This is a genomic window from Acidimicrobiales bacterium (genome assembly GCA_030747595.1).
In the GTDB taxonomy this organism is placed as follows: Bacteria; Actinomycetota; Acidimicrobiia; order Acidimicrobiales; family MedAcidi-G1; genus UBA9410.
Genome location: JASLKK010000002.1, coordinates 65,486 through 82,630, shown reverse-complemented (window position 1 = coordinate 82,630; position 17,145 = coordinate 65,486). Strand labels below are relative to the sequence as shown.

Genomic DNA, 17,145 nt, shown 5'->3' with positions numbered 1-17,145 from the left:
CAAATCAGCCCGCCGAAGCAGCGAGGTGCCCGGCTGGGCCATCCGGATCCACCAGCCCAGCCAACGACGCCCATCGCACAGTGGCATCCGGCATGCCGGCAGCGCCCGGGGCCACCTGGTACCGACCAAACCGGACCACCAACTCCGCAACCGTCAGACCGAACACCGAGTAGTTCGACGCCTCGGACTCCAGGCCCCGACCGTCCGGCCACAGGCCCATATCCCCTAGACCGTCCACCAGGTCCTGACGGGCGAAGAATCCGACCGTCTCCAGCCATGGGCTCCCCGGTACAAACAAATCCTCGAGGCCCAACTCGTCACCCATCTGCAGGTCAACCAGCACCGAATCCACCCGATCGTCTACACCGGCCGCGCCCGACCACTCGATCCGGAACTCGTACACCACGCTGACCAACCGGTCGTCCAGGAGGTAGACCTTGCCCGACCCCCGAAGCGAGTCGCCACCGATCACCTCACCTGAATCCTCGCCTGACCCCTCACCAGACCGTTCGGACATGGCCGCTACGAACTCGGCCCGCATCGCCTCGGTCGGACGCCGGAGCGCCACATTCACCGGGTGGTCCAGTTCCAGCCCATCTAGTTGCGGGTAGCTCAGGTTGTATGACCCCGCCCCACCGACCGTCCCGGCCATCGAATCCACGTACACCGAACCGTGCGCCGCTCCCGAAGCAAACCCGCCGTCATTGGCACTACCACCGGATTCAAGGATCGTTCCCTCAGGCAGCGAACTGGTCGGTTCGGGCTCCGGCTCCTCGACAACCGGCGCCTCGGTCGGTTCCGGCGTATGCCCGATGCCGTTGGCCACCATCTCGCGACCATCAGCAGCTGCACAACCGACTAGCAACAGCGTCCCCATCAATACGGCCAACACGCCGGTCCACATGCGGACCCTCCCGCAGGTCATCGCATCCACCATCGCCGCGCCCCGACGGCAGTCCCCGGACCGACCCAATCGGTTGGCTCAGACAGCGGCAGGGAGCACCGGAAGATCACGCACGGGAGGGTAGTCAGGCGGCGCCGGACAACTTGAACAAGCCATTCCGTGGGCGACCTGTCGGAAACCCGCTCGTCGCTAACATCGACCTATGGTCATCCGTCGGAACTCCAAGCGAGTCAAGTCCCATCGGGGTCGGCGACCCGTCGCCCAGACCGTGGCCAACGGACCCGGCGCCGACCAGACCCTCCTTGATTTAGTCAACGGTCTCCGCGAGATCGCCGAACGCGTCGACGTCCTGGAGCACCGGTTCGACGCCCTTGGCACCTCGGCCGCCATCGACCCCGACGGCGAGGACGTCATGGACCTCCGACTCCACGTGGCCCGGCTGTTCGCCGAGGTATCCCGGGTCACCGTCGGTCTCGAGGCCCGTATCGCCGAGGTGGCCGGCCATGCCGGCGTGGCAATGGCCGGCGACCCGGTCAGTGCCACCCTGTCTACGGTGGGCCTGCCCATCACCACTCCGGCATTGGCCGGCGACGAGACCTTCGAGGACCTCACCGCCGACTCCCCGGCTCGGGCCCGGGGTGCCAACTCCCCCTCGGGCACGTCCACAGCCCGCCGCACCAGCGGCTGGCAACCCGCCGACTGACCCCGGCAGGACTCGGTCAGATCTCACCGGCTGACCTACTCACCCAGCGGGGATGAGCCGGCCGGGATGAACTAGCGAGACGGACCCAATTCGAACTAGCCGGCCAAGTCCTCCACCAGATCCTGCATCCGGGCCTGAATGCGCCCGAACTCGGCCCAGTCGGCCGGATCCTCCGACAACGCAGCCGCCGACGCCGCCTGCAGGCGAGCCAACTCGGCCACCAGATCAGCCAGGTTGTCAGGCACCGATGATCCCGTCCCGATGCTGCTGTCCGACGAGGACCCGCTCCCCGAAGCAGCATCGCCCGACGAGCCCGATCCCGTTCCCGTGGCATCGGTGGCGGTGTCGGCGCTAACCCCAGTCGAGATGCCCCGAAACAGATCGCCTAGCGATGCGCCGGTCAGCTCCTCGAGAGCCTCCTGCAACGAATCGGCCATCACAACCTGCTCGCCGACGGCCACGATGACCCGTTCCAGTTCCGGCACCGTGCTATCGCCCTCGGCCTGCACGTACAGCGGCCGGACGTAGAGAATCGAATCCTCGATGGGTACCAGCAACAGCTCGCCGAACAACACCGACGACCCACGCTGGCTCAAGAGGGTCTGGAGACTGGCCACCGCTTCGTCGTTCCGTATCCGTTCCTCGGCCAACGCCGGGCCGTCGAAATTCGACGACGGCGGCCGGTAGACGACCAGCTCGCCCAGTCGATCCCCGTCGCTGCGACCCACCAGGTAAGCAGCCAGCTCTTTGCGGGCGTCGTCCTCGTCCAACGGCACGTACGCCCGCATGATGACGAACTCGGCGTCTTCAGACGACCCTGCATCGTAAACCCCGTCACCGCTGGCGTCATCGCCCTCCGGCAGCGACACCATGGTCCGGTACGGCGCCATCCTCCGGTGGCGGGTCCCAACCTGAAATCCCTGTTCATCGACCAGCATCACGTTGGCCGCACCCTCTCCGGTCCGGCCGGGATCCTGAGAGACCGCCCACTCGGAAGCCCGCTGGTAGAAGTTCTCGGTGTCGTCAACGTGGTAGGCACCCCAGATCTCGGACTGGAGTCGGAACAAGTCCTCGGCGTACCGCAGGTGGGCCACCAAACTCGCCGGCATCTCCGAGAGCGGCGTGAAGAGTCCGTCGAAGGCCGACGAGAACGCCGCCACCAGCGGGTCGGTCTCATCGACCACGTACAACACGACCTCGCCGGTGAACGCATCCACCGTGGCCTTCACCGAGTTCCGGACGTAGTTAAGGCCGTGACGCAGCCCACTCGACTTCGGTAGCTCGCCCACCGACGCCGGCTGCGAATACGGGTAGCGGTCGGTCGTCGTGTACCCGTCGACCACGTAGTAGATCCGACCATCGGCCAGCACCGGGTACGGGTCGGCATCGAAGTGCAGGAAGGGCGCCAGCTTCTCGACCCGGCTCCGGATGTCACGTACGTAAAACACCCGTGACTCGTCGGTGATGAAGTTCGAGATCAGTGGCTCCAGTTGGCCGAACCGCAGGGCGAACGCCACACGCCGCACTATCGAACCCATCCCCACGCCACCGTCGCCGCCAATGTCGGCATAACGGACAGCCTGCGTCTCCTGATTCTCATCGGTGAAGTCGACCTCGTCTCGGGTCGCACCGACCACCGCGTAGCCACCCAGACCCTCGCCCATGTACAACTGCGGCCGGTCCAGGACCACGTCCACCGTCGGGTCGATCGACACCGGCAAGTCGCCGACCAGGAAGTCCGGGTCGCCCGAGCCCTTGACTCGACTCACCGGCGCCATGGCCACGCCATAGCCGTGCGTGAACGCCACGTGCTGATTTTCCCACGATCGGGTCTCGTTCAACTCCAGCTCACGGGTACCGAGCAGCACCTGGGTGGTCTCGCCGTCGATCGTGTACCGATCAGTGTCCATCTCGTCGGCGAAGGTGTAGAACTCGCGCTCTCCCTGAAGCCGGTCGAAGGTCCCCTGCACCACGAGGGGATCCAGCGTCCGGATGTTTCGCACCGTGCCCGGATTGGCCCGCAGGTCAGCCGCCGTAACCCGGTTATCGAAGTCGGTGAGTTGCACCTCGATCATGGCGTCTAGGCCGTAGGCCGCACGGGTCGCCGTGATGTTGCGCTCGATGTACGGCGCTTCCTTCTCGGACTCCGCAGGCTCCACCCGGAGGTTCTGGATGACCGCCGGATAGATGTTCCCCATGATCAGGGCCACGAAGGCCCACAGGCCGACGGCCAGCGTGGGCAGCACCCAACCGCGCCGCCTGATGTTCACGATGAGTAACGCCACGGCGAACAGCGAGATGAGGATCAGCAGGTTGATGGCCGGCAGTTGGGCCTTCACGTCGGTATAGGTTGCGCCGGTCACCGCGCCGCGGTCCGACGTGGTCAACTCGAACCGGGCCAACCAGTAGTCGGCGGCCCGCACCAGGGCGACAAGTCCCAGCAACACCGAGAGGTGGGCCTTGACCGCAGGCTGCACCCGCTCACCGGTCGTCTGGAGGCGGATCCCGCCGTTGATGTAGTGAAACAGCGTGGTGACGACCAGCGTCACGATCAGCGTGGCGAACACCCACCCGACCACGAACGACAAGAACGGCAAACGGAACACGTAGAAGCCGATGTCGCGCCCGAACTGGGCGTCGACCACACCGAAGTCCACCCCGTTGGTGAACAGCAGCCACTCCTCCCACCGGCCGCTCACCCCGAACCCGGCGATCAATGCGAATAGGCCCGACAGCACGAAACGCACCAACCAACGACGCCGACCGACGATCAGGTGGTAGTTCCGCAGAAGGTCCTCTTCCGGACCCGGCGGACGGATGGGCGGTGCGAGGCGGTCAGCGACCGTGAGGTTGGTGAACAGGATCCCGAAGAACAAGGCGGTGAACAGGGCCACTAGCACCACCTGGGCGCCGAATACCGATACGAACACTCCCTCGTGTCCAAGGGCGTCGAACCAGAGGTAGTCGGTCCAGAAGCCGGCGATTCCCCGCAGCGACAGCATGAGGATGAAGAACGTCGACACCACCACGCCAGCGATCACCCGGATCTTCATGGAGCCTCCAGACCGGCGACGGACCCGGGGGAAGGGACGTGGACCTGGCGGCGGGGCGTCTTCTGGGCGCATGGACTCAGCCTACGGCCGATGACCCGTCAGCCAGTCGGGAGTCGGAGGTTCTGGGTCTGACCACCGTGTCGAGCCAGCGCGGCCAACGCGTCGTCGAGTGTGGCCACCCCTTCGACCGGCATGTCCCCTGCGTGCTGTCGAGCCTGGTCGGCCTCAGACGTCGGCACCAGGAACAGATCCATTCCCCCGTCGCGGGCCGCCACCACCTTCTGGACGATTCCGCCTATCGAACCGACCACGCCAGTCGGGTCGATGGTGCCCGTGGTAGCCACCTGCAGCCCACCGGTCAACTCACCGGGCGTAATCAGGTCCAAGATCGACAGTGTGAGGGCCAGCCCAGCCGAGTTTCCGCCCACGCTGCCAGTGTTGACCAGCACATCGATCGGCAGATCCTCGACGTCCTCCCACCGAGTTTGGGGCGCCACGCCCATGAACCCCACCGTCTGGTCGTCATCACGGGCCCCCAACACGACCGACACCGTTCGTGACGCCCCACCCCGGACCGGCTCCACCTCGAGATCGACGACGTCGCCCGGACCACGGTCCCGGATGGCCTCCACGAGGTCCATGGCCCTCAGCACCGGTGCGCCGTCCACGGTCAAAATCACGTCGTCGATGGTCAACAGACCGGTCGACGGTCCACCTACCTCGGCCAGCCCCACGCCGGTGGCCCGAAATGGATCCACCCCGAGGTACCGCAGCGCCACGGCGACCGCCGTGGACTTTGAGACACGCATCAACTGCATATTGAACGTCCGGTTCTCGTCCCGGGACCGACCGCCGAGAACACGGTCCTCTTCGATCAGCGTCAACGACGGCTTCATCCGGGCTTCGAGCCACTCCCAACCGTTGACCGTGGCGTCTTGGCGGACCGTCGTGAAGTGGATCTCGCCGGTGGCGTTGAACCGCTGACCCGTGGTGATCATCACCTTGGTACTCAGCGGCTGGACCGACCCGGGCCGGAACACGAAGTAGGGGACCCGAACGAACGTGGCCAGCAGCGCGGCGGCCACGAGCAGCAAGACGATGGCTCCCCGGAGTGGGTGGGACGGCGGAGACGGCGGGTCGTCCGCCAGTAGGTTCTCCTCCATGGACGCCCAGCCTGCCATGGTGCCGACCAGCAACCGCATCGGGTCTACGGGCCGACACGTGGATGAACCCCGATGAGCCGCCGATCCTTTCTGAACCGATCCCTGCCGCCCACCGGCGACCTGGAATACGCCGTGGACCGACCGTGGAGCCCCGGCGCCCGTCTCGGCATCTGGTTCCATCCGCCCCATCGAGTGGCGACCGGCCGGCGGGCGCGGATCCGCTGGTGGCACCGCGTCCGCTCCGTCGTCCTACTGGCCTTCTTCGTCGTATTTGGAGGCATCGCTCTGGCCACCGTCGTCGGTGTGGGGATCTTCCTTTCGGGTTTCCTCATCGAGCGGGCCATCGGCTGAGAAGCCGCCCCGGTGACCAACCCCAACGCGAACAACGAATCTGACCCCGACGGGCATCCCGGCGAGAATCCTGCGCCGCCCATCAATCGGCACGTCCATCCTGATCCGCCTCCCACGCCGGAGGTGGCCGAGCGTCGCCGACATGCCGTGCTGGCTGGGCACACCGGCGACGTCGAAACGGCCCGCTCCCTTCGTCTCGACCCCGAGCCGGTGGTTCGCGCCGCCGCCCTCGGCGCCCTGGCCCGCGCCGGTGGGCTCACCGACGACGAGTTGGCCGGCGGGCTCACCGACACCAACGCTGCGGTTCGCAGACGCGCCCTGGAGATCCTCGGTGCCCCCGAAGAGCCAGTGAGCAAGTCGGCCGGCGCCCCATCTGGGTCATTGGCCGATCTGCTGGCCCGCCTGCTGGCTGACCTGCTGAGCGATCACGACCCCACAGTGGTAGAGGTGGCCTGCTGGGCGGCCGGCGAACACCCCGGCAGCGCCAACGTGCTGGTCAGACCTCTGGTGGCGGTGGCCGGTACCGGATCGGGCCCCGAGGCCGAACGACCCGGCCATCCTGACCACCTATGCCGGGAGGCAGCGGTGGCCGCCCTCGGCGCCCTCGGTCACGAAGCTGGACGGGAATCGGTCCTGGCCGGACTCACCCAGAAGGCCACCATCCGCCGCCGGGCGGTGCTGGCCCTGGCCGCTTTCGAAGGCGACGATATCGAAGCCGCTCTGGCCGAGGCACTGGACGACCGGGACTGGCAGGTCCGCCAAGCTGCCGAGGACCTCCTAGGTGTGGATCCCGGTCCCGGCTAGCGCCGGCCTTCCATGAACATCACCCGCATGGCCTCGAACGACTCGATGCAGTGGCCGGCACCCAGCACGACGCATTCCATGGGAGTCTCGACCTTCACCACCGGTACGCCCGCATCCTCGGCGATCCGTACGTCAAGTCCCCGTAGCAGACTCCCCCCGCCCACCAGGCAGATCCCGTGGGCCAACAGGTCCTGAGCCAGCTCCGGTGGAGCCTGGGCCAGGCACTGAACCACCGACTCGACCATGGCGGCCACCGGCTCCTCGATGGCCCGACGGATCTCCAGCGGGGTTAGCACCACCGTCTTGGGGAGGCCGCTCATGAGCTCCCGTCCCTTGACCTCCGCCCGGCCCTCCTCGGGCGTTGGCGCCGCCGAACCGATCGTCCACTTGATCTCCTCGGCGGTGCGCTCGCCGATGGCCAGTCCGTACTCCCGACGCACGTACGCCTGGATGGCGGCATCGATGTCAAACGACCCGACCCGCACCGCCTCGAGGGCCACCACCCCCCCCAGTGAGAGCAACGCGGATTCCGACGTGCCACCCCCGATGTCGACGACCATGTTCCCGACCGGTTCGGAGATCGGCAGGTTCGCGCCTATCGCAGCGGCCAACGGCTGCTCGATCAACTGGGCGTCGGTGGCGCCGGCCCGACGCGCTGCGTCGGTGACCGCACGCCGCTCTACAGCGGTGATGGCCGACGGGACGCAGATCAGGACCTTCGGCCGGTTAAACCGGCTCACCCCAACCCGTTCCAACAGCAGGCGAACCATCCGCTGGGTCACCTCAAAGTCGGTGATGGCCCCCTTGCGGAGTGGCCGCTGGGCCACCACGTGCTCCGGTGTGCGGCCGATCATGTGCCACGCCTCGTCGCCCATGGCAAGCACCTCGCTGGTGCGCTCGTTAATGGCGATCACCGATGGCTCAGCCAGCACCACCCCCTCACCTCGGGCATAGACCAGGGTGTTGGCCGTGCCTAGGTCGATGGCCAGGTCCCGTGCCATGAGGTCAGCGCCTCTCTGATCCGGTGTCGGAACCGGATCCGGGCTCTTCGGACGAAGCGTCTCCGAGCACACGGATACCACCGGTCCCAAGGGCACCCGGTCCGCGGGCGGGCGCTCCACCGCCGGGGCCATGCCGAAGGGCCCGCAGATTGGCACGTGCCTGGTTCGGGTCCTCAACGGCCTTCTTCGGACGGCTGAACAGCCAGACGACCGCCGAGAGCACGACGGCCAGACTGACCCCACCAGCCAAGAACAGGACTGCTGGATTCACACGGCCTCCTGGGGACTGTCCTGTGGCGCCGAGCCTGGCACCTCGATCACGTGCTGGGCATCCACACCCCAGTGCTCGCCACCGGCCCACGCCTCGCTCTTCCAGATCGGCACAGTTTCCTTGAGCGTGTCGATGCACCACCGGCCGGCGTCGAACGCGGTGTCCCGGTGAGGCGACGACACGGCCACCACCACGGCCGTCTCGCCAATGGCCAACGGTCCGGTCCGGTGGATCAGGGCGATGCGACCCAGGTCAGGCCATCGGTTCCGAGCCTCGCCGGCCAGTCGCCCTAGCCTCGGGACCACCTGAGACTCGTACGCCTCGTATTCCAGTGCGGTGACCTCCGGGCGCCCCTCGGCATGGTCCCGGGCGTCACCACGGAACACCACGACGGCCCCACAGTCGTGTCGCCCGATCCAACCGGTTACTTCGTCGACGGGTAGTGGGCCGTCCGTCAACGCCACCCAGGTCTCGTCGTCCGGACCGTCCACTAGATCGGGGACAACACCCGGACCGGCCCCAGAGGGACGGCCATCAGAAGGGGTCTCACCGGCCATCGGTCGCATCGTAGGGTGCCCGACCCGACCCCCGGGGGCGGCGGATCAGACGCACTATTAACCGGCCCAGGATGAGCACCAGAACCCCAGCTACGGCCAGTGAGACCTGCTGGCGAGCCTGGGCGTCCATGCGGTCCAGCAGGCCCGGTTCGTGGCCGGCCACGTAGGCCTCCTCGTTGGAATGGGTGGGTACCCAGCCGAGATTCCGGAGACGGTCGTTGGCCACCACCCACGGGTGAACCGAGTAGGGGAACACCCCCGGGGGGGCCGGAGACAACCCGGCCTTCCATAAAGCCCGGGTCACCAGGGCAGCTACCGGACCGGGCAGACGTAGCCGGGGACCGGGACCACCAAGCTCGGCCATGACCTCCACGCCGATCCATCCGTCGGGCGCCACGTTCAACGGTCCGTTGTAACGGGCCTGCACGGCACACACCGCGGCGGACGCTAGGTCGTCGGAATGCAGAAACTGCCCCAACGGCTCGCCCTCGTCGCTACGGATGGATGCCGCGGCGCCGACGACGGTGGCCAGGCCGCCCGGACGCTCCTCGGCGACAGTCACCGCTGCACGCAGCACGGTCAACGCACGGTCGTCTGACTCGGCGGCCCACGCTCCGGCCAGCTCCTCCATCCGGGCCCTATGCACGGCGAAGGCAAAATCCGGGCACGGTCGTACCGGAGCGTCCTCGGTCAGCGGCACCGGGTTGTCGGGCCACGCTCCGTAGACCATGGCCGAAGAGCGGACGACAAGATGAGTCACCCCGGCATCGGACGCCGCAGCCAGTAACCGTTCCACGACCGCCAGGCGGTCGCGGCCCTCGTCGGTGTCCTGATCACCAGCAGTCACCCCGGCCGCCAGGTGAACCACTACCTCGACGTCGGCCAACTGTGAACGCAGGTCAGTGACCGCCAGGTCGACCGTACGTAGTTCTATTTCGGGCGCTGGCGCAGTGCTCGACCGTCGATCCAAGCCGATGACCTCGTGCCCGGCCGCGGCCAGGCCTACACAGAGCTGCCGTCCGACCGCACCGGTCGATCCGGTGACCACGACCCGGCTCATCGGGAACGGCCGGTACTCATAGGGAGCGGCAAGTCCGCCGGGTGGCGGATCGCGGGTAGTCGGGGGAAGTCACTCCCATAGAGTGCCCTCGTGAGCCCCGAGGATCCACCAGAGGACCCGTTCGCCGCCTTCACCCAGGCGTTCGGCAGCATGTTTCCCGGAATGGATGCGGGGATGCCTTCAGGTACCGGCCTTCCCGGAATGGGCCAGGCCGGCGCCGATCCGGCCCGCCAGATCGCCATGGCCATCGCGTCAGAAGGGGCCAGCGAGCCGAACGTCGACCCGATGGTCCGCATGGAGTACGAGTCCCTACTGCGGGTCGCTGAACTCCAGGTCGCGTCCTGCACCGGCCTCACCGTGGCCCGCTCGGGCGCACTGTCGATCCGACCGGTGACTCGAACCGTCTGGGCATCATCGTCGGTCGACGCCTACCGGCCGTACCTATCCAAGATGGCCCAGTTGCCGACCGATCTGGCTGGTGATCTCGGCGTCGGTTCGGGTCTTGAGATAGACGGTGAGCCGATCGACCCCGATGATCCCCGCGGCGAGCAGACCCTCCAGTGGCTATCGGGCCTCATGGCAGCCATGGCACCAATGATGGCCGGGATGACCACCGGCACGATGGTCGGTCGCCTCGCCCTCCGCAGTCTCGGTACCTACGACCTCCCCATCCCCCGTCCGACCGGCGGATCCGACGCCGACACCCTGCTCATCGTGTCCCCCAACGTCGAGGCGTTCAGCGCCGACTGGAGCCTTCCCGCGGACGACCTTCGGCTTTGGATCTGTCTCCATGAGGTCGCCCATCATGCGGTGCTCGGCGTTCCCCACGTCCGTCACGCCATCGGCGACCTCTTGGCCCGTCACGCCGGGGCGTTCCGAACTGACCCCGCCGAGCTAAGCGACCGACTGGAGCTGGGCCTCGAAGATCTCCCGGGCCTCAACCCTACGAATCCCGATCCGGCTGCCGGAGCCGACGCACTGGCCCGTCTCCAGGATGCGCTGGACCCCGAAGCCGTACTGGGCGCCGTGCGATCTCCTGAACAAGAAGTGCTGCTGCCCCACCTTGAGGCCCTGGTGGCTGTGACGGTCGGAGTAGTCGACCATGTAATGGACACTGTGGGCACCGGACTCATCGGCTCGTACGGCCAGGTGACCGAGGCGCTGCGCCGCCGCCGAGTGACCACGTCCGACGCCGACCGTTTCGTAGAGCGCATCCTCGGCCTGAACCTCACCCAGGAACAGGTCGACCGTGGGTCCGCCTTCGTGACCGGTGTCGTGGAGCGGGCGGGCGAAGATGGACTGGCCCTGCTCTGGACCGAGGCCCGCAACCTCCCCACCCCCTCAGAGGTGGACGCCCCTGGGCTATGGCTGGCCCGCCTTGAACTTCCCGATCCGCCGTCGGACGACTGACCGGTCGGGATCCGGCGCTCAGCCCCCGCCGGGGTCGCCGCGCCGCCAGAAGCCGAACTGACCATCGGGCCGGTCCGGTTCGTCCGGGGTCTCGATGCGTGGAATCGGCGGTGTTGCCAAACCGAACCAAGTGAGCGCCGCAGCGAACAACGCCGCAATGAATAGGTAACCGACCTCGATCGACAGCGGAAGGAACACCGCGAGGAACGCCCCGACGGCCCATGCCAGCTGGAAACGACCCTCGAACTTGGCAAACGACCGACCGTGGTTGGTGCCAGGCGCATCCCGCTGGACCAACGAGTCGAAGGCCAACTTGGCCGTCCCACTGCACATGGCCACCGTGCCGCCGACTAGGACGGCCCCCCAGAGCCCTCCCAACCACACGGCCAGTCCCGACAACGTCACCCCAACGAAGAGCACACCGCGAATGATCCGTTCTTCCAGAAGGCGAGTTCGCAGGACCGGTGAGAACTGGGCGGCGGCGAAGGCTCCCAGCCCGACCGAGGCGAGTACCAGGCCAAAGTGCCAAGCCGGTGCGGGTGCGGCAGCCAGCACGGACTCACCTCGGACCAACCCCGAACCCGCACCAGCCGGTCGGCCGACCGACTCGATCGACACACCGCCACCACCACCTCGGAACTCGAAAGCCAGCAAGAACGATGTGAAGCCGACCACGGCCCGTAGTAGCCCTATGGCCAACGACGCTGTGAGGATCCCGCGCTGGCGAAGCACGGCTCGTTCGCCGGCCGACACCGGCGCGTCGGCCACCAGCACCTTGGGCACCTGGACGGCGGCCACCATTGTCAGGCCGTAGCCGATAACCGCCACCACGGCCGGCGACGACGAGCTGAACAGCAGGGCGATGCCTCCGATTCCTGCGCCCACCATCGAACAGACCGCGCTCAACATGGCCAGTTTGGCGTTGGCCTCGACCAACTCGATGTCGTTGCGGACCAGCGACGGCACCACCGCGCTCTTCGCGATTGAGTACGTCTTCTGCATCACCAGCAGGCCGAAAGCCAACGGAAACAACAACAGCCCATCGATGTGTTCGATCATCTGCCAGGCGATCAGCATCCGGGCCAAGATCGACGTAATGATCATGCCCCGACGACCACCCTTCACCCGATCGACCAACGGGCCCAGGAGTGGGGTGACCACAGCGAACGGTGCGATGGTCAACAGCAGGTAGAGGGCGACCCGCCACCGGGCCGCATCGGGGTCGATGGAGAAGAAGATCGAACCGGCGAGGGCCACGGCCAGCATGGCGTCGGACATGGCGCCCAGGCCGTGGGTACGGCCGAATCGGGTGAACGGACTCACGGGGTGGCCGGGCTCATCGCGGCCTATCCTCACCGCCGATGTCTCGCTCCCACTCGGCGAGAGGCAGGTCCAGACCGAACGCGGACGCCGGGGTGATCGGCGTGACGGCGGCCCAACCCGCACGGATCAGCGCGGTGTCGCTGTCGTCTGGCATCAGTTCCTCGTTGGCCACCAGATCGAGGTCCAGCCCCGTACTGTCACGGCCGGTGATCACCGTCCGTACGCCACCGACGGGGGCGAGTTCGGCAAATCGGACCCCCCGGAGGTCAGCCAACGGAATGTCCGGGGTGTTCACGTTGAGCACGGTCCGGGCCGGTGCATCAACTAGCCACGGCAGGACCACCCGGGCCACCCGGGCGGCGGTCTCCCAGTGGACGTCGCCAGGTGCCCCCGTCGCCCCCGTCTCACCGGTGACCGTGACATCTGCGCTTACCGCCATACCGGATAGGCCAAAACGTTCACCGGCTAGCACGGCACCGATTGTCCCTGAGAAAAGGGTGGACCGGCCGGTGTTCGGCCCACGGTTGATGCCGGCCACTACCAGCCCGGGCGGCGGACCAAAGCCACCTAGATCGGCCAACATCGAGATCAGGGCCGGCGGGGCGCCGACCGAGTAACCGATCAACGGGCCGCCAGTCGGACCAGCCACACCGGGCACCTCCACCCGCCGAACCGAGACGCGATCGGGATCATCGAGTGGGCCCAGGCAGGCCGAGGCACCGCTCCAGTCGGTGGACGGGGCCGCGACCACCGGTTCGTGGCCAGCATCGGCCACCGTCGCGGCGAGCGCGTGCAGGCCCGGTGAGGAGATGCCGTCGTCGTTGGTGACCAGTACACGCACGGTTCGACCCTAGGAGCGGTTCATGATGGACAGACCCGCTTTTAAGCGACCGACTCCCTAGCCACCCGTTCCCGAGCCACTCGAGCCGGTCAGACCCGGGTGTCGTCGGACTCGTCGTGGTAGTCGAGGCGATCCACTGGCATGACCACCGCGGTCACCACGTTCACGCTGTGAGCGGTGATCCGCTTCAGGAACCGGAACAACAGTGCACGTGGCACGGCATGTGACGCCGGGTCGGTGGCGTGCACCAGGTCGGTCACCAGAGCGTCAAACTTGCGACGCATCTCGTCCCCCTGGGCAATGAACGCCCGGGCACGCTCCTCGTCACGAACGGTCAAGATCTCGCCCATGAGAGCGATACGAGAGGAGATCTCGTCACGGAAGCCGAGGATCAGCCCGAGGTCTGCGTCATCGGCGAACGACACGCCCTCCTCGGCCAGGTCAAAGACGTTTTTGTTGTAGTCACCGATCCGCTCGAGATCCTTGATCATGTTCATGAACACGAGCATCTCGGTGGCATCGGCGCCGGCATGGACCGAAAAGTGGACAACCAACTCACGGCGGATCTCCATCTCCGTGATGTTGATCTGGCGATCGGTCCGCCGGACCTCGTCAGCCACTGAGGACACCGACCCTCCGGTGATGGCGTTCATGGCCAGGTCGAACGTATGTCGGGCGTCGTTCACCATCCGCTGGACCTGGGCCTCGATGTGGTCGATACCGCTGTCATCGGGGCGGCGGAAGAAGCTCATGACCATGGGAGGGACTCCTGACGGGTTAGGGGCAACGGTACCAGCGAGGTTTGACCGTGCTTCAGGTCGCGGCCGGATCCCCCTCGGGATGGCGGGCTGACCGTCGAACGGACGCGCACACTCATCGGAGGAGAAGAACGCCGAGAAGGGGGACGACCACGAACATGCCTAGGGCGTAGCCAATGGCCGTGCTTCTTCGCTCCGCGGCGATGTCGGACATACCGGTGGCTAGACGCAACGGCAGGTTCCGTAGGACACGGATCGGGGCGACGAGCAGGCTCCCGCTGAGGTTGAACAGGGTGTGCACGAGGGCCACGGTGACCGCGGCAGGGTTTCCAGTGGCCAGCGAGGCCAGCAACGCTGTCACCGTGGTGCCGACGTTGGCTCCCAGGGTTACCGGATAGATGTTCTCCAACGTCAGAACGCCCGACGCGGCGAGTGGCACCAGCACCGAGGTCGTGATGGACGACGACTGCACAGCAATGGTGATGACCATGCCCAGGACGATGGCCACGATTCCCGAACCGGCCCCGAGAGCCCGGTTGATGGCCGCCTCCACTCGGTCGGCCACCAGCAGCCGCATGTTCTTTGTGATGTAGCCCAGCGCCACGAAGATGCAGGCCAGACCGACGACGATCATCAGCCCGCCCTTCCAGTTTCCGTGGGCACCCAGGTCGTCGAGGACGTCCTTGACCAGGCTGGCCGGCTTCTTGACCGCAGCCTTCAGCGGGCTGTCGAAAGCCGCCCCGGAACTGCCCAGCACACGCTCGGTGATCCATTCCGCTGTCTCGGACAGGTAGCCGGTGGCCAGCTCGATGGGCAGGAAGATGGCCACCGCGAGGATGTTGAAGAAGTCGTGCACGGTGGCCGCCGCGAAGGCCCGCCGGAACTCCTGGTCGCGCCGGACATGGCCGAGCGAGGCCACCGTGTTGGTAACCGTGGTCCCCAGATTGGCACCCATGATCATCGGCACGGCCTCGTCGGGGCCTACCACCCCAGACGCCACCAACCCAACGATCACCGACGTCGACACCGATGACGACTGGACTAGGACAGTAGCCAGCAGACCGACGAAGAGGCCGGCGAGGGGATTGGACACCCCCTCGAACAGGCCGTCCACAAAGCCCTTGCCCATGATCTTGAAGCCGCCACTGAGCAGCTCGACCCCGGTCAGGAAAAGGTACAGCAGCGCCAGGACGAGGAAGCCCCGCAAGAGGGTCACCATCTCGCGTTGCTGGTCAGACAATGGCCGCAACGAAGGCGGACCCTGCGACGGGGAACCGTGGTTCGGGGAAGACGTGTCAGGAGCCACCGGGGCCGAACCCTAGAAGACCGGCCCGGCCATCGCGCCCTTTACGGGGGTTTTCGGTCCGATGTGAGAGAACTCTCCCTGCAGGCACACCTGCATGGGCGGAGCGACCACTCTCCGGGTCGCCCCCACGGAGAGCACGCAAGCAGAAAGCAGAGCACCGAGAACCATGAGCACCCAGTTGCTGGAATTCAATCCCATCAGTCCCCTAGCCGAATCACCCACGGCAGAAGGAGCGGCGTCGACCTGGATGGCGCGCGGCGCCTGCGCCCAGAGCAACCCGAACGTTTTCTTCCCCCACGACGGTGTAGGCGTGGAGATCGCCAAGGCGATCTGCGCCGACTGCCGTGCAACCAGCCCCTGTCTGGAGTACGCGCTGGCCAATCGGATCGAGCACGGGGTCTGGGGTGGCTGCTCGGAGCGCCAGCGTCGACGCATCCTCCGGGACCGTCGGGCCGCCGCCCGTTCGACCGGTCTGGTGGCCGTGGCGGCCTGATTCTTGTTCTGATCCCGGTGCGCTGCCACGAGGCAGCATCCGGCCGATCACGGGGCGTTCCCCTCTCGCCCCGGTGCAGGGCCTCCCTGCGGCAGTGATCCCGACGAGCCAATCGTCGGGGTTGCTGTCGTTTTGGCCACAGCCGGCGAACCAGAATGGAGCCGATGTCAGAAGCCGAAGCTCAGGCTGAGGCCTGGCTCTCTTCTTCCTCGTAGCCGAGGTCCCAGGAAATGAGCACGTTCTCGCGCTCGGCGTCGCGGTTGATTCGTTCCCGGTTGCGTCGGAACTGCGGATCGTGGGGCGGCAGCAACATCAGCCGGGCCTGCACACGATCACGGAACAATTCGATCATCTGCGGATCACCGAAACTGGACCGGACCTCCCAGTGGGGGGCTGACGGACCGAGGTAGACGACGTTCACGTCGCCGACTGGCGGCTGGGGTGGGAGATCGTCGGGGAAGGTGCTCATGGGCGGGGAGTGTACCGGTGGCCCACCGGGGCTTGGCTGGGGTCGGCAGTTCGGGACGCCACGTGGGGCGCCTACTCCTGGTCCTTCTCCGGTTGGGCCTCCGACTGTTTGTCGGCTTCTGCCTGACCCTCGGCGAGCCCCCGCTGGAGCTCCTTCTGGGCCTTGCCGAGGTTGCGGGCCAGCTTCGGTATCTGGTTCCCACCGAATAGGACTAGGGCGATGATCGCCACGATGATCAGTTCCTGGGTCCCCAGGAATGCAAGCATGTTCATAGAGCGACTCTACCTACCGGTCCGGCTACTGGCCCGGTCACCCGATTGCCCGGTCACTCTGACGCTCGGTGTCGGCCCCGGGGGACGATTCTCAGACGGCCTCAGCGGTCCGGGCGGCAGCCTGCCGTTCGAGGGCCCGCTGGCGACGGATGCGGCGACGTTCCCGCTCGCTCATGCCACCCCAGATACCAAACTTCTCGCCGTTGGCCAGCGCATACTCCAAGCAGTCCTCCTGCACGATGCAGCCCCGGCACACCTCCTTGGCTTCTCGCGTACTCGCCCCACGCTCGGGAAAGAACAGGTCGGGATCCACACCGAGACAGTTCGACGAATCCTTCCAATCGGTATCCAGGTCGGGCTTTGCGATGATCCCCATGTTGCTGATCCGCCTTTCACCGGTCGATCG

Annotated in this window: 19 protein-coding genes; 5 read left to right on the top strand and 14 right to left on the bottom strand. The window is 66.7% G+C overall.

Annotated features, from left to right (window positions below; all coding sequences use genetic code 11):
* Positions 1-4 precede the first annotated feature (4 nt).
* On the bottom strand, positions 5-937 hold the full coding sequence (locus tag QF777_01755) for an RsiV family protein (protein ID MDP6910276.1): 933 nt from the start codon (positions 935-937) through the stop codon (positions 5-7).
* A gap of 169 nt (positions 938-1,106) precedes the next feature.
* On the opposite strand from QF777_01755, the gene QF777_01750 reads away from it, so the two are divergent.
* Complete coding sequence (locus QF777_01750; protein MDP6910275.1) at positions 1,107-1,607, top strand: hypothetical protein; 501 nt, start codon at positions 1,107-1,109, stop codon at positions 1,605-1,607.
* A gap of 95 nt (positions 1,608-1,702) precedes the next feature.
* Here the strand turns inward: QF777_01750 and QF777_01745 are convergent, their stop codons facing one another.
* Together QF777_01745 and QF777_01740 are read right to left on the bottom strand one after the other, a co-directional pair.
* Entirely contained in the window at positions 1,703-4,660 is a 2,958-nt protein-coding gene (locus QF777_01745; protein ID MDP6910274.1) for a UPF0182 family protein, read from the bottom strand.
* Between the two features lie 98 nt (positions 4,661-4,758).
* Positions 4,759-5,862 carry a S16 family serine protease gene (locus tag QF777_01740; protein ID MDP6910273.1) on the bottom strand — a complete coding sequence of 368 codons (1,104 nt, stop codon included), beginning with the start codon at positions 5,860-5,862 and terminating at the stop codon, positions 4,759-4,761.
* A 33-nt stretch (positions 5,863-5,895) separates the two neighbouring features.
* Between QF777_01740 and QF777_01735 the strand changes: the two genes are divergently transcribed.
* Together QF777_01735 and QF777_01730 are read left to right on the top strand one after the other, a co-directional pair.
* Positions 5,896-6,174, top strand: a complete 279-nt coding sequence (locus QF777_01735; GenBank protein MDP6910272.1) for a hypothetical protein — start codon at positions 5,896-5,898, stop codon at positions 6,172-6,174.
* 12 nt (positions 6,175-6,186) lie between these two features.
* Complete coding sequence (locus tag QF777_01730) at positions 6,187-6,978, top strand: HEAT repeat domain-containing protein (GenBank protein MDP6910271.1); 792 nt, start codon at positions 6,187-6,189, stop codon at positions 6,976-6,978.
* On the opposite strand, the gene QF777_01725 is transcribed toward QF777_01730, so the two are convergent.
* From QF777_01725 to QF777_01710, 4 genes are read right to left on the bottom strand one after another with little or no spacing between them, the layout of a single operon-like run.
* A complete protein-coding gene (locus QF777_01725) occupies positions 6,975-7,979 on the bottom strand; it encodes a rod shape-determining protein (protein ID MDP6910270.1) in 1,005 nt (334 codons plus the stop codon). The genes QF777_01730 and QF777_01725 overlap by 4 nt on opposite strands.
* 4 nt (positions 7,980-7,983) lie before the next feature.
* Positions 7,984-8,250 carry a hypothetical protein gene (locus QF777_01720; GenBank protein MDP6910269.1) on the bottom strand — a complete coding sequence of 89 codons (267 nt, stop codon included), beginning with the start codon at positions 8,248-8,250 and terminating at the stop codon, positions 7,984-7,986.
* A complete protein-coding gene (locus QF777_01715; GenBank protein ID MDP6910268.1) occupies positions 8,247-8,807 on the bottom strand; it encodes a molybdenum cofactor biosynthesis protein MoaE in 561 nt (186 codons plus the stop codon). Before QF777_01715 ends, QF777_01720 begins: the two co-directional genes overlap by 4 nt.
* The gene (locus tag QF777_01710; GenBank protein ID MDP6910267.1) at positions 8,797-9,867 is read right to left on the bottom strand and encodes an NAD-dependent epimerase/dehydratase family protein; all 1,071 of its coding nucleotides are present in this window, start codon (positions 9,865-9,867) and stop codon (positions 8,797-8,799) included. The genes QF777_01715 and QF777_01710 overlap by 11 nt, the downstream gene beginning before the upstream one ends.
* Before the next feature lie 90 nt (positions 9,868-9,957).
* On the opposite strand from QF777_01710, the gene QF777_01705 reads away from it, so the two are divergent.
* Positions 9,958-11,277: a zinc-dependent metalloprotease gene (locus tag QF777_01705; protein MDP6910266.1), complete on the top strand. Its 1,320-nt coding sequence runs from the start codon at positions 9,958-9,960 to the stop codon at positions 11,275-11,277.
* An 18-nt stretch (positions 11,278-11,295) separates the two neighbouring features.
* Here the strand turns inward: QF777_01705 and QF777_01700 are convergent, their stop codons facing one another.
* The 4 genes from QF777_01700 to QF777_01685 all read right to left on the bottom strand — a co-directional run bounded on the left by QF777_01700 (position 11,296) and on the right by QF777_01685 (position 15,418).
* Positions 11,296-12,600, bottom strand: a complete 1,305-nt coding sequence (locus tag QF777_01700; GenBank protein ID MDP6910265.1) for an MFS transporter — start codon at positions 12,598-12,600, stop codon at positions 11,296-11,298.
* Positions 12,601-12,613: 13 nt separating this feature from the next.
* Positions 12,614-13,441: a 5'/3'-nucleotidase SurE gene (locus QF777_01695; GenBank protein MDP6910264.1), complete on the bottom strand. Its 828-nt coding sequence runs from the start codon at positions 13,439-13,441 to the stop codon at positions 12,614-12,616.
* 89 nt (positions 13,442-13,530) lie between these two features.
* A complete protein-coding gene (locus tag QF777_01690) occupies positions 13,531-14,199 on the bottom strand; it encodes a PhoU domain-containing protein (protein MDP6910263.1) in 669 nt (222 codons plus the stop codon).
* A gap of 115 nt (positions 14,200-14,314) precedes the next feature.
* Entirely contained in the window at positions 14,315-15,418 is a 1,104-nt protein-coding gene (locus QF777_01685; protein MDP6910262.1) for a Na/Pi symporter, read from the bottom strand.
* A 253-nt stretch (positions 15,419-15,671) separates the two neighbouring features.
* Here QF777_01685 and QF777_01680 point away from each other — a divergent pair, with 253 nt between their 5' ends.
* Positions 15,672-15,998 carry a WhiB family transcriptional regulator gene (locus QF777_01680; protein ID MDP6910261.1) on the top strand — a complete coding sequence of 109 codons (327 nt, stop codon included), beginning with the start codon at positions 15,672-15,674 and terminating at the stop codon, positions 15,996-15,998.
* Between the two features lie 181 nt (positions 15,999-16,179).
* Here QF777_01680 and QF777_01675 read toward each other — a convergent pair whose 3' ends face one another.
* The 3 genes from QF777_01675 to QF777_01665 all read right to left on the bottom strand — a co-directional run bounded on the left by QF777_01675 (position 16,180) and on the right by QF777_01665 (position 17,115).
* The gene (locus QF777_01675; protein ID MDP6910260.1) at positions 16,180-16,467 is read right to left on the bottom strand and encodes a hypothetical protein; all 288 of its coding nucleotides are present in this window, start codon (positions 16,465-16,467) and stop codon (positions 16,180-16,182) included.
* 71 nt (positions 16,468-16,538) lie between these two features.
* Positions 16,539-16,739: a twin-arginine translocase TatA/TatE family subunit gene (locus QF777_01670; protein MDP6910259.1), complete on the bottom strand. Its 201-nt coding sequence runs from the start codon at positions 16,737-16,739 to the stop codon at positions 16,539-16,541.
* 91 nt (positions 16,740-16,830) lie between these two features.
* Entirely contained in the window at positions 16,831-17,115 is a 285-nt protein-coding gene (locus QF777_01665) for a WhiB family transcriptional regulator (protein ID MDP6910258.1), read from the bottom strand.
* Positions 17,116-17,145: the final 30 nt, after the last annotated feature.